Genomic DNA, 12,620 nt, shown 5'->3' with positions numbered 1-12,620 from the left:
GGCGGCCGGCTCCCCGGAGGGGAGTCGCCAAGTGCAAACTTAAAACGGAATCTCGTCGTCGATTGCCTTGTCGAAGCCGCCCTTCGGAGCGCCGGTCTTGGCGACGCGACGTGTCTCGCCACCGCCTGAGCTCGACGAGCCGAAGCCGCCGTCGTTACCGTAATCAGCGCCGCTCTCCTGCATCCCGACCGATGCGCCACGGCCACCACCGGCGCCATCAAGCATCGTCAGCGCGCCGTTGAAGCCCTGAATGACGACTTCCGTCGAATACTTCTCGGCGCCGCTTTGATCGGTCCACTTGCGCGTCTGCAGCGCGCCCTCGATGTAGAGCTTCGCGCCCTTCTTGACGTACTGCTCGATGACCTTGCAAAGCGGCTCGCTGAAAACGACGACGCGATGCCACTCGGTCTTTTCCTTGCGTTCGCCGGTTGCCTTGTCGCGCCACGTATCGCTCGTCGCGATGCTCAAGTTGGCGATCGGGCGGCCGTCTTGCGTGCGGCGGATCTCAGGGTCCTTGCCGACATTGCCAACCAGAATGACCTTATTGACCGACCCTGCCATTCGTTCGTCTCCTTAAATAAAATGCGACGACCGCCAGACCGCAAACGCGATGGCCGCCAGACCGCAGCGCCGACGGAGTTTCTACACGCCAGCACCAATTGAGTTGCATCGACACGCCGCTCAAGGAAGCGGAATCTCTCCGCCGACATTAAAGGCTCGTCGACCGGCGTTCTTCCAATCATTTACCGTTGTCCACGGCCTTAGCGTCTGAAGTCTGGACGCCCATCAAACAGCGGCTCGTTCTCCAATTGTTCTATATAGGAAACCGCCCCATCCCCGCAAGTGGGGTCGTGCAGAGCCTCACAGTGACACTGCGAATCCTCACCCCGCGCCCCCGCTGCCAAATTGTGTTGCGGTGCCCGGAATGTCTTCTTGACTGACATGCAGCATCGTCTAGGCCGTTGTAGATAATAGCGCGAGCGCGCGCCCTCGGAGCACCACGCCGCAAATGGCTCACTACAATTGCCTCAACTGTCCGGGATATTGCTGTTCGTATCCGGTTATCGCGCTGAACAAGCGCGACGTCGAACGCCTCGCCAAGCATTTCACGCTGAAATACGAAACAGCGAAACGGCGCTTCACGCGCGAAGGCCACGGCCACAAATATCTGATGCGTCGCAAGGGCGATAAAATCTACGGCCGCATCTGCCAGTTCTTCGACACCAAGGAACGCCGCTGCACGATCTATAAGGCGCGACCAGCCGCTTGCCGCGATTATCCGGGCCACGGCCGCTGCGGATATTACGATTTCCTGATGCACGAGCGCCGCTGCCAGAACGACCCGACGTTCGCCGCGATCACCAATCATAAAGACTAATTTGTTTGCGCGTGGCGACTCGCGAAAACATCCCGCGCATGGCGGCCGGCTCCCCGGAGGGGAGTCGCCATGCGCAAACAAACAAGCTCACCACGCGCGATCAACAAAAATAAAACCCCGCCGGATCCTCGGATCACGCGCGGGGTTCTAACCTTCGATGGATGGCCCAGATTATAACCGGACCTTGATTGAGGATGCGGTTTCGCCGCCCTCACGAATAATCCAAATTGTTGTGGAAACAGCCCAGCCAAGCGCGGCCAAGTTCTCGAGAGCGCTCACCTTAGCTGCTGACCTCGCGAACGTCCTCGAGGTCTCGTCTGATAACCCGGTGGAGTCATCTCCTCTCCTCGCAAGATTGCGCCGTCACGCCTGCTACCTACCGTGTCAGTTCGGGGCCCTTACGCGCTCACGAACAGACACGGCTCGCCTTCCAAACCGCAGCTCATCGGCCCATCGGCCGAGACGCATTTACCGGAACGGTCAGCGAAAGCAGCACCGTCACACTACAAATGTGTGCCTCAAAGCTCTTGTCGTCAACCCGTCACAAAGCGGAAATCGATCACAATATCGCCCCCGCATATTTCCTCTGTTATGCAGTCGCATTGGCGTCAGGACTGAAATCAACAACGAAAGACGACAACGATGACAACAAAGAAAAGCGGCGGTTGCCTCTGTAAAAGCGTGCGTTTTGAAGTCAACGGTACGCTCAGTCCCATTCTGGCATGCCACTGCTCGCAATGCGCCAAAACGAGCGGTAACTTTGCGGCAATGACGAGCACCGCGGCCGGCAACGTTGCGATGTTGTCCGACGAAGGCCTGCGCTGGTTTCAATCGTCCGAGACGGGCAACAGGGGCTTCTGCGCACTCTGCGGCAGCAATCTGTTCTGGAAGCAAACGGATGCCCCCGACATCTACATCACAGCCGGAACACTCGACCAACCGACGGACCTCAAGATCGGCGGGCACATCTTCGTCGCGTCGAAATCCGACTACTACGACATCACCGACGGCTTGCCGCAAAAAGACGAGTGGTGACGATTGGCTGGCGGGCGCGTCACGTCGCGCGCTCCTGGGCCCCAGCGGGATGCGCCTTCACAGGCTTCGTATGGCGCAGCAGGAACACGAGCGGCATCGACAGGATGGCCAGGTACATCATGAGCCGGAAATTATCTTCATAACCGATGTTCTGCGCCTGAGCGTTGACCAGCTCATTGACGATCGCTTTGCCCTTCTCAGTATGCAGATCGATGACCGAACCCAGATCTTGAACGCCGCGGCTGTAAGGAGAGATGTGACCCGCGAGGTCCGAATGCATGATGTCCGAATTTCGGGTCAACAGAAATGACGTCACCGAGATGCCGACACTCGATCCGACATTGCGCATCAGGTTGAAGAAACCGGTCCCTTGCGCGTTGAGCGCATCCGGCAACGTCGCGAAAGCCACCGTACTCAGGGGCACGAAGACGAAGCCGAGACCGAACCCCTGGATGATCCCGGTCTTGACGATCGCCGCTTGCGAGATATCCGCGGTGAACTGGCTCATCTGATAGAGCGAGAGGGCGGTCATGGCCAGGCCGGCGAGCAGCAGATATTTGCTGTCCACGACGGTCATCAGCCGTCCAACCAACACCATCGCCACCATTGTGCCGAGGCCCCGTGGCGCAAGCACCAATCCGGCCGTCAACACCGGATAGTTCAACAGATTTTCGAGGTAGGGCGAGAGCAGCGACAGCGTCGCGAACAGCACCGCGCCGACGATGAAAATCAACACATTCCCCATCACGAAATTGCGGTCGACGAACAATCGGCCGTCGAGGAACGCTTTTCGCGCCGTCGCCGTGTGGACGATGAAGAGATAGAAGCCGAGAATGGCGAGGGCGAATTCGATTTTGATTTCCGTCGACGAAAACCAGTCCAGCTGCTGGCCACGGTCGAGGAAAAGCTGCAGCGCACCGATCCCGAGGCCTAGCGTTCCAAAGCCCATCCAATCGAGCTTTGCGGAGGGCATCTTGTCCCTCTCGGCCAGAAAGAACCAACTCAGCACAAACGTCAGGATTCCGAACGGCACGTTGACGTAAAACACCCAGCGCCAGTTGTAATTCTGGGTCAGCCAGCCACCGAGCGTCGGACCAAGGATCGGCCCGAGCATCACGCCGACGCCGAAAATCGCCATCGCCTGTCCCCGCTGAGAGAGCGGATAGCTGTCGAGCAGAACAGCCTGAGACAGCGGTACGAGCGGCGCACCGAACACGCCTTGCAGCAAACGGTAACTGACCATCTCGCTGATGTTGGTGGCGGTCCCGCACAGCATCGAGAAAATGATGAAGCCTGCGATACAGGTGAGAAACACCGGGCGGCGGCCGAAACGCGCGTCGAGCCAACCCGTCGCCGGGGTCATGATCGCAGCCGCGACGATGTAGGAGGTAAGCACCCATTCGATCTGATATTCGGTCGTCGCAAGACTGCCCTTCATGTACGGCAGCGCAACGTTGGCGATCGTCGAATCCAGCGCCTCCATTAGCGCCGCGATCATCACGCAAACAGTTACGAGGGTACGCATCGAACCCGTCAGCGGTGTGGGTGCTGTCGCGGCGACGCCCGTCATCAGCTGAATCCCACCAACCCAGTCAGGTCACGCCACAGCGTGCGAAGTGTGCGGTGATAGCCGGTATCGATCGAGACCGTCGCGCTGGCGCCGTCGCGCATCACGACGTTCGGGTCGGGCTTCGTGACGACGAGCCGGACCGGCATGCGCTGCACGACCTTGACCCAGTTGCCCGACGCATTCTGAGCTGGGATCAACGCAAACACGGATCCGCTTGCCGGCGTGATGCTTTGAACTTTCGCCTGCAGCGTCTGCCCCGGATAGGAATCGAGAACGATCGTCGCCGGATCTCCAACTTTGATGTGCGTGAGATCCGTTTCCTTGATGTTCGCATCGACCCAGGTATCGGAACCGATCAACGAGAAGGCCGCCGCCCCAACGGTCAGATAACTTCCCGGCTGGATGTTCTCGACCCTCGTTGCCGTACCGGCGAAGGGCGCAAGGATACGGGTCAGACGCACATTGCGCTCAGCCAGAGCGACCTTGGCTTTCGCCGCCAGATAGCTGGCGTGCTGTTCGATGGGTAGTCCGATGTTGCCGCCGAGGTCCGCCAGAGTGGACGCGGCACTGGATTCTGCCGCACGGACCGACTGCTGGGCGACGCGCAGCGCCTTCTGCGCCTGATCGAACTGCGCCTCCGTTGCCACGGCATCCTTCACGAGCGCACTGATGCGCTCGAATTCCTGTTTGGCATAGACGACATCGGCCTTCGACTGGTCCACGTCCGCTAGATTTTGTTTGTACGTCGCGACGCGTCCCCTCAGCGTCTGGCTGACGGTCGCTAGGTTGGCATTGGCCTCATCCAGCGTGATCTGAAACGGCTCCGGATCGATCACGAACAGCAGCTGACCTTCCTTCACTAGTTCGTTCGGCCCGACGGCCACCCGGCTCACTTGGCCCGCGACCTGCGGATTGATGGTGACATTGGCGGCGTGGACGTAGGAATCTTCCTCGCTCACATACGTCCCGCCGGTCAGATAAAGCCAAAGCCCGATGCCGATGGCGACGAGCGGCCCCAGGATCAGCAATGTACGACGTATCACCGGATGCTTCGGCTTTGTGTCGTCATCCGCGACGCGTTTGGCTTTGAGATCGGTCGAGCTCACAACGGCGCTCCAGCGGTCGCTCCTCCAAGGACGCTTCCCATCCGGCGCGTCGCGATGGCAGTGTCAGCGCCACTGCAGCCTGGCTTCCGCCTCGAGATCGCGGAACACAGCGACGCGCAAATCTTCGTTGCTGCAAAGGAACGCCGGCCCCAGCCATTTCGAAGCGAGCGGGGGAAAAAGCGATGTCCCAACGAACCAGTATCAGCCCGGGACCCTTGCAGGATGACTGCCTGAGTTGCTCGCTATTTGCTAAAACGATCGCCAACTTCGCGGCGCCCCGCCAAGTCCGTCGTCCCGCCGAGCGGAACCACGCCGGCTTCGCTTGTCATCCTGGCCGCGGCGCCGCGCCGGAACCCAGATTCCGCGCCGTCGGAACGGCCGCCGCGACGGGAACCGCGAGCACGAGCAACTTGACGACTCAAACGGTCCGGTTCATCGGGTGCGCAATATTCGGCAGAGACAGAGCTTCGCTCATTGATATGCCATCCCGATAGCGACGCCAGAACTTGGCGGCTCGCATCGACCCAAAGCGAAACTTAGGAGCAACCTGAAAGCAATGCCTCTGTTCCTAATCACTGGCCATAGCGGAACAGGTAAATCGACGCTCGCCGCCGAGTTGTCGCGGCGCGGATTCCTCACGATCGACGCCGACCTCGATCAGACCCTTATGCAGTGGAGATGTCTGAAAACAAAGAAGGCCATCTCAATACCAGAGCGCCCCTTCGATTTCAGCAAACACCAGACTTTCTGGAATGAGGAGATAATGGAACGATGGCTTCGCTCACCGAAGCCGAGATTTATCTGCGGGATTAGCGGCAACATAGAAACGTACCTCCCGCGCTTCGAGAATATTTTCGTGCTTGAAGCGTCCGAAGCCACGGCGCGAGGACGCATCCTTTCCAGGGCCGACAACCTTTTCGGGAAAGACGCGATCGAATGGCAAGCGATTGTCTCAGCGCGGAAGAAATGGAACCCCTGGTACACCCATAGGCACACGGTACTGAACGCCGAAAGTCCCGTTGAGGATCTTGCCGGACAGATCATCGAAACACTTCCGTCGTTGGCGCGTTTCGATGCCTATTTCAGGCGGACGAAGTCCGCGCCGCGGGCATTCGCTTTTTTAGCTGCGCATGTTGCAGCAACAATTGCGGAACCTGCGTTGTGCCTTACCTGATCGGACACGCCTTATCGCAAGGCACAGTCTCGCTCTTCTCGACCGAGCCACGGAAAATGGAAACCGTTTCCTTCACGCATTGTCCGCCCGATTGAACCACGCGGACGATGTTGTCGCCAGCCTTGCCCTGGCAAAGCACGGCGGCATCCTGCGCGACTTCGAACGGCTGAACGCTCGACGGCTGCCCCTCATCGGCGAAGGCGCGCGATATCAGAAGATTGACAAGGCTTCCCGATCTCGACGCCGGCTTCGGCAACTGCTCGAATGCGATCCACTCGTAGTTCACTTGCCCGCCAGGGCTCTTCACCCGGATCGAGATATCGCCGGTCTTTGCACATGAGCCGACATCCACCCGCGCATTGCCTTGCGCCGACAACGAACGGTAGTCGATCTTGCAATCGAAATTCTTCTCCAGCAGCTTGGCTTGCGCCAGCCGGTGATCGACCTGATTGAACGGCACGTCGTTCTTCCACGAGAAATAGAGATTGCGCGCCGTCGGAACGGCAGCTGCAACGGAAACCGCAAGCACGAGCAGCTTGACGACCGAAACGGTCCGGTTCACGGGATGCGCGGGGTGCGCAAAATTCAGCAGAGATGGAGCTTCGCTCATTGATATGCCCTCCCGGTAGCGACGCGCACTTGGTTTCGGCGAGCCTTACAGTGCCGTCAAGGCTGAATGCTGACGGCTTGCTGACAGACCCGTGAACGGACCACCCAGGAGGGGCGTTATCCCGGAGGCCCGGCGAACATTCCCCGCGGCCCACGAAAGCTTCGAAAGCGACCTAAAGCCTTGAAATCCCGATGCCCGCGTATCATCTGTGAGCGCTTGCTCCGGTCGCATTGCCGCCCCAGCCCCCCTCGGGTAGACGTTACCTCATGAAATCACCTGCGAAAAAGCCGCCCGCCCGCGCCGGGTCCGAATTGATGAAGACGATCCACGTGCGTGGCGCACGTGAACACAATTTGAAAAACGTCGATCTCGAGATCCCGCGTGACGCGCTGGTCGTCTTTACGGGGCTCTCGGGGTCGGGAAAGTCGTCCCTGGCGTTCGATACGATCTACGCCGAGGGCCAGCGCCGCTACGTCGAAAGCCTGTCGGCCTACGCCCGCCAGTTCCTCGAGATGATGCAGAAGCCGGACGTCGATCACATCGACGGCCTGTCGCCCGCCATCTCGATCGAGCAGAAGACGACTTCGAAAAATCCCCGCTCGACCGTCGGCACGGTCACCGAGATCTACGACTATCTGCGCCTGCTGTTCGCGCGCGTTGGCGTTCCGTATTCGCCCGCGACCGGGCTCCCCATCGAAAGCCAGACCGTCGCGCAGATGGTCGACCGCGTGCTAGCGCTCCCTGAGGGCACCCGCCTTCTGATCCTCGCGCCGGTCGTGCGCGGCCGCAAAGGCGAATACAAGAAGGAAATCGCCGAGTGGCAGAAGAAGGGCTACCAACGCGTCAAGATCAACGGCACCGTCTACGACATCGGTGACGCGCCGAAGCTCGACAAGAAGTACAAGCACGACATCGACGTCGTCGTCGATCGCATCGTCGTCAAGAAAGACTTAGGCAGCCGCCTCGCCGATTCCTTCGAGCAATCTCTGAAACTCGCCGACGGCCTCGCCATCGCCGAATACGTCGACAAGCCGCTCTCGAAGTCCGAGACCGAAGGCGCGAACAAGTCGAAGAATGACACGCACGAGCGGATCATCTTTTCCTCCCGCTTCGCCTGCCCCGTCTCCGGCTTCACGATCGACGAAATCGAGCCCCGGCTCTTCTCGTTCAACGCCCCCGCGGGCGCCTGCCCGGTCTGCGACGGCCTCGGCTCCGAACTCCGCTTCGAACCCGACCTCGTCGTGCCCGACGGGTCCCTCTCACTCGAAAAGGGTGCGATCTATCCCTGGGCGAAGACCGGCGTCTCGTCTCCCTATTACGAGCAGACGCTCGAGAGTTTGGCGAAGCACTACAAGATTTCGATGAAGACGCCGTGGGAGCGGCTGCCGAAGCACGTGCAGCTCGCAATCCTCTTCGGCTCGGGCGACGAAGACATCGTCTTCACCTACTGGGACGGCACGCGCAATTACTCGACCGAGAAGCCCTTCGAAGGCGTCATCGGCAACATCGCGCGCCGCTTCAAGGAAACGGATAGCGACTGGGTCCGCGAAGAGCTGTCGCGCTATCAGGCGGCGCACCCGTGCGAAGGCTGCGGCGGCTACCGGCTGAAGCCGCAAGCGCTCGCCGTGAAAATCGGCGGCAAGCACATCGGCGAAGTCTGCGATCTCTCGATCAAGACCGCCAACGACTGGTTCGCGGAAATCCCGAAGACCTTCACGAAGCAGCAATCCGAAATCGCGACGCGCATTCAGAAGGAAATCCGCGACCGCCTGAAATTCCTGAACGACGTCGGCCTGACGTATCTCACGATGTCCCGCGCATCCGGCACGCTCTCCGGCGGCGAAAGCCAGCGCATCCGCCTCGCGTCGCAGATCGGCTCGGGCCTGACGGGCGTGCTCTACGTCCTCGACGAGCCGTCGATCGGCCTCCACCAACGCGACAACGACCGCCTTCTGGATACGCTGAAGCACCTCAGAGACATCGGCAACACCGTCATCGTCGTCGAGCACGACGAGGACGCGATCATGCACGCCGATTACGTCGTCGACGTCGGACCGGGAGCGGGCATCCACGGCGGCCGCATCGTCGCGCAAGGCAGCCCGCAGGACGTCATGGACAATCCGGCGAGCCTCACCGGCGAATACCTGTCGGGCGTCCGCTACGTGCCGATCCCGAAGAAGCGCCGCGCCCCCGATAAATCGAAAATGCTGACCGTCACCGGCGCGCGCGAGAACAACCTGAAGGACGTCACGGCCTCGATCCCCGTCGGCCTCTTCACGTGCATCACCGGCGTCTCCGGCGGCGGAAAATCGACGCTGCTGATCGACACGCTCTTCAAGGCCGTCGCGAGGAAGCTCAACAACGCCAAGGAGCACCCGGGCGAGCACGACAAGATCACCGGCATCGAGCACTTCGACAAGATCATCGACATCGACCAGAGCCCGATCGGACGCACGCCGCGCTCGAACCCCGCGACCTACACGGGCGCCTTCACGCCGATACGCGAATGGTTCGCCGGCCTCCCGGAAGCGAAAACGCGCGGCTACGAGCCGGGACGCTTCTCCTTCAACGTCAAGGGCGGACGCTGCGAAGTCTGCCAGGGCGACGGCGTCATCAAGATCGAGATGCACTTCCTGCCCGACGTCTACGTCACGTGCGAGGAATGCAAGGGCAAGCGCTACAATCGCGAGACGCTCGCCGTTACCTTCAAGGAGAAGTCCATCGCCGACGTGCTCGACATGACGGTCGAGGAAGGCGCAGAGTTCTTCAAGGCCGTGCCGTCGATACGCGACAAGCTCGAAACGCTCGCGCGCGTCGGCTTGGGTTACATCCACATTGGCCAGCAGGCGACGACGCTATCGGGCGGCGAGGCGCAGCGCATCAAGCTGTCGAAGGAACTGTCGCGCCGCGCGACGGGACGCACGCTCTACATCCTCGACGAGCCGACGACCGGCCTCCACTTCCACGACGTCGCGAAGCTCCTCGAGGTGCTGCACGAGCTGGCCGACGCGGGCAACACCGTCGTCGTCATCGAGCACAACCTCGAAGTCATCAAGACGGCGGACTGGGTCATCGACCTCGGCCCGGAAGGCGGCGACGGCGGCGGCACCATCGTCGCGGCCGGCACCCCCGAAGACGTCGCCAAGACCAAGGAAAGCTACACGGGGCAATACCTGAAGCCGGTGCTGGCGCGAAAACCCAAGCCCGCAAACAAAAAGCTGGCGGCCGAGTAACTTACCCTCCCCCTTGCGGGGAGGAGAGTGGGAGCACACCACAGCACTTTACGCGCGCACCCTCTAGAACTCCTTTAATGCCCATCCGGAAACAAGCAGTCGGGGCTTCCCGATTGAACTTCGTTCTGACGTGTAGCCTCGGAAAGAAAAAAGCCAGACCTAATCCGCGGCAATACGATCGATAATTTTTTTCATTCCTATGGGTTTTCGACCGAGTTCGCCCATTCGAGTTACTATGAGATTCCGAAACACCTCATATCCGACTGTGATGCCTTCCAGTGCAACGAATTGTTTCAATATCTCTCTGCCCGGCAGCGTCCCTTTCCAAGAACCGTCCGCAAAGCTCTGTTCGAACTGATTTCTGAACTCCTGCTCCTTATTTATCAGCTCTTTCTCCGACAGATTGGCAGAAAGCATCGCTTGAATTCTTGTTACCGATCGTTCCACGGCCGCATGCAAGTCGCGACCGATGGTGAGAGTGTTAGGAGGAAAACCGAGGTCGATGGAAGATAACAACTTGGAATTGGCAAAAGATCTAATTGAATGCTGAAGCATGCCTGGAACTGCGAGACGCGCAGCGTTTTCTAGGCTCGTTGCCACAGCATTGACATCGAAGTGCTTTTTCAGATCCAGAGACTTAAGAACATCACTAATTACGTCTTCTTGCAGCAGATAGTTTTCTATGTGGTATACATCCCACACAAACCTAGTAAGCCCTTTCGAACCTTCCACTTCGCCATCACTGTCTCGATCAACGATAGAATAAAATTTCGTGGGCAAATCACCATTCAAATATGCGCGTTCGAGAACTTCGTGGAGTGCCTTAACGCGGGTCTTGTTTGCCCCAGATATCAAGTTGATGCCACGCAATTCCTCCCGGAATAAGACGCTCGCAAGCGTCTTATCGAAATCAGAATTTCCGCCACCTTCGAATAGAAGGCCTTTGCCGCCTGGCCGGTATGCTGCTAGGTCTCCCACAAGATCTGCGAGAACCAATTCGATATCCTCTTTTATACTCAACGGGCGAAGCTGACCTGACGCATTAGCATCCGAACCGCAGGGCAACATGTGATAGACATTGAACCCGGGCTTTCCAACAGCTTCCCTAATAAGGGCATCTGAGTGAGTAACGAGCCACAACTGGTTCTGAAGTGCCTCTCCGAGATGTTTGCGATAAAATTCAGGCAGCCCTCGTATCAATCTCGGATTTAAATGCAGTTCGGGCTCATCAAGCAGTATGATGGAGTTAAGGGGCGCAGAACTTCTTATTCGCAAATATCCATAGAGAATTTCCTTCTCGCCCGAACTTAATTCGTCCAAATCGTGAACGGCCCCACTTGGCGTAACAACCGGAAAAGAAAGGCTGCCTTCAGGAGTCGGCTGAGGTCCGAGAAATTTCTTTTCCGGAAAGAACGCTTCGAAAAGCTCTTTCAACGTTTGCGAAAGGGATGCAGAATCGCCCGCCCGGGCGATTGCTTTCTCGGCCAGCAGCTCTTTTATAAAGTTGCCAGCCATCTCGCTTTTCACGTTGTTGTACTTGTTGTTATAATTATAAAGCGTATGCTGTCCCTGCTGCTGATTGGATTGTTCCAGACTTAGATTTATTCCCTGAACAATCTCCCGCCCATAATGTCGTTGTGCGCCATGGAAATCGATAACACCGAGGTAACGAGGCCTGTAGTTGGCAAACAGAACCGATAGCAATCGGCAGTTTTGGATAGAAATATTTCCATTTGGGAATATCTCTATTTTTCCTAGCAATTCCGGGAGCATTAGCTCATTTTGAAGCGCTGGAAGCTCAGCTTTCACGCGAGCCGTAACCTCGGGCTGGCGCTCTCTAAATTGGTTTGCAAAAAGCGCTTTTTGATAACCGCCCCACTGGAAGGCCTCAGGCAAAAGCGTCTGCCAAATCGTAGTTTCTAATAGCTCAGCAGCATTCGCATTCACATACGCCTTTTCTGAATCTCGCAGCCGAAAATAGCATTCTATGACGAGCGACTTGCGAATGTCGTTAAATAGTCCACTGAGGTTTCGCGCGCCGCCGTGAAGCTGAATTGCAAACTCACCGAAGAATTGTTGCCATTCGTTTTGCTGGTACCCCCCGTACGAGCTCTTAAGAAGCCGAATAGCGTCGAAAATACACGACTTGCCAGATCCATTTTGGCCCGCGATAATAACAGTGTCGCCTAAATTTCGGGCCTCTAGACGACTAATTCCGCGAAAGTTATTGATTAGAAGAGTATCGATTTTCATTGCTTCCCCATCCGGCCCAATTCCTCGATCGCGCAAAGCTTTCTATCAATCTGCATAGAGGAGCCGTGGAAATTTCAAAGGGCTGAAGCTAACTTGGGACAATCGCCACAAAAAAACTTATCCCCGCTCTCTCGCCTTCCCCGATAATCCCCTCACCCATCCGGCAAGGGCATCGCGCGAGAAGTCTCGATGGCGCTCCAAATAGATGCCCACACGCATCCGCGCGTCGCGCGGCGCTCGGATGGGGCAGCCTCACCCGCA

The 12,620-nt window shown here is 58.3% G+C and carries 9 protein-coding genes; 4 read left to right on the top strand and 5 right to left on the bottom strand.

The features are described 5' to 3' along the window. Nucleotides 1–39: 39 nt before the first annotated feature. A complete protein-coding gene (locus tag AACL53_RS05435) occupies nt 40–561 on the bottom strand; it encodes a single-stranded DNA-binding protein (protein ID WP_339083264.1) in 522 nt (173 codons plus the stop codon). Between the two features lie 448 nt (nt 562–1,009). On the opposite strand from AACL53_RS05435, the gene AACL53_RS05430 reads away from it, so the two are divergent. Together AACL53_RS05430 and AACL53_RS05425 are read left to right on the top strand one after the other, a co-directional pair. Then, nucleotides 1,010–1,378 (top strand): YkgJ family cysteine cluster protein, encoded by a 369-nt coding sequence (locus tag AACL53_RS05430; protein ID WP_092865282.1) that lies wholly within the window; start codon nt 1,010–1,012, stop codon nt 1,376–1,378. 642 nt (nt 1,379–2,020) lie between these two features. After that, nucleotides 2,021–2,413, top strand: coding sequence for a GFA family protein (locus AACL53_RS05425; RefSeq protein ID WP_339083261.1), 393 nt, complete (start codon nt 2,021–2,023; stop codon nt 2,411–2,413). A 19-nt stretch (nt 2,414–2,432) separates the two neighbouring features. On the opposite strand, the gene AACL53_RS05420 is transcribed toward AACL53_RS05425, so the two are convergent. Then, entirely contained in the window at nt 2,433–3,983 is a 1,551-nt protein-coding gene (locus AACL53_RS05420; RefSeq protein ID WP_339083259.1) for a DHA2 family efflux MFS transporter permease subunit, read from the bottom strand. Continuing rightward, on the bottom strand, nt 3,983–5,026 hold the full coding sequence (locus tag AACL53_RS05415) for an HlyD family secretion protein (protein ID WP_339086890.1): 1,044 nt from the start codon (nt 5,024–5,026) through the stop codon (nt 3,983–3,985). Before AACL53_RS05415 ends, AACL53_RS05420 begins: the two co-directional genes overlap by 1 nt. 619 nt (nt 5,027–5,645) lie before the next feature. On the opposite strand from AACL53_RS05415, the gene AACL53_RS05410 reads away from it, so the two are divergent. After that, nucleotides 5,646–6,263, top strand: a complete 618-nt coding sequence (locus tag AACL53_RS05410; protein WP_339083257.1) for an AAA family ATPase — start codon at nt 5,646–5,648, stop codon at nt 6,261–6,263. On the opposite strand, the gene AACL53_RS05405 is transcribed toward AACL53_RS05410, so the two are convergent. Beyond that, entirely contained in the window at nt 6,256–6,873 is a 618-nt protein-coding gene (locus AACL53_RS05405; RefSeq protein WP_339083255.1) for a hypothetical protein, read from the bottom strand. The two genes, AACL53_RS05410 and AACL53_RS05405, sit on opposite strands and share 8 nt — an antisense overlap. A gap of 314 nt (nt 6,874–7,187) precedes the next feature. Between AACL53_RS05405 and uvrA the strand changes: the two genes are divergently transcribed. Next, nucleotides 7,188–10,106 (top strand): excinuclease ABC subunit UvrA, encoded by a 2,919-nt coding sequence (uvrA, locus tag AACL53_RS05400; protein ID WP_339086889.1) that lies wholly within the window; start codon nt 7,188–7,190, stop codon nt 10,104–10,106. Between the two features lie 159 nt (nt 10,107–10,265). Here uvrA and AACL53_RS05395 read toward each other — a convergent pair whose 3' ends face one another. Then, nucleotides 10,266–12,359, bottom strand: a complete 2,094-nt coding sequence (locus AACL53_RS05395; RefSeq protein WP_339083253.1) for an AAA family ATPase — start codon at nt 12,357–12,359, stop codon at nt 10,266–10,268. Nucleotides 12,360–12,620 lie beyond the last annotated feature (261 nt).

It is taken from the genome of Hyphomicrobium sp. ghe19, from assembly GCF_902712875.1.
GTDB lineage: Bacteria > Pseudomonadota > Alphaproteobacteria > Rhizobiales > Hyphomicrobiaceae > Hyphomicrobium_B.
The sequence above is the reverse complement of the archived record's forward strand: the minus strand, read 5'-3'. Positions and strand labels throughout refer to the sequence as shown.

Bases quoted from the DNA above. Each gene is read 5' to 3' on its own strand.
- AACL53_RS05430 (WP_092865282.1), top strand. From the start codon at position 1,010: ATGGCTCACTACAATTGCCTCAACTGTCCGGGATATTGCTGTTCGTAT.
- AACL53_RS05435 (WP_339083264.1), bottom strand. From the start codon at position 561: ATGGCAGGGTCGGTCAATAAGGTCATTCTGGTTGGCAATGTCGGCAAG.
- AACL53_RS05410 (WP_339083257.1), top strand. From the start codon at position 5,646: ATGCCTCTGTTCCTAATCACTGGCCATAGCGGAACAGGTAAATCGACG.
- AACL53_RS05395 (WP_339083253.1), bottom strand. From the start codon at position 12,359: ATGAAAATCGATACTCTTCTAATCAATAACTTTCGCGGAATTAGTCGT.
- AACL53_RS05420 (WP_339083259.1), bottom strand. From the start codon at position 3,983: ATGACGGGCGTCGCCGCGACAGCACCCACACCGCTGACGGGTTCGATG.
- AACL53_RS05405 (WP_339083255.1), bottom strand. From the start codon at position 6,873: ATGAGCGAAGCTCCATCTCTGCTGAATTTTGCGCACCCCGCGCATCCC.
- uvrA (WP_339086889.1), top strand. From the start codon at position 7,188: ATGAAGACGATCCACGTGCGTGGCGCACGTGAACACAATTTGAAAAAC.
- AACL53_RS05425 (WP_339083261.1), top strand. From the start codon at position 2,021: ATGACAACAAAGAAAAGCGGCGGTTGCCTCTGTAAAAGCGTGCGTTTT.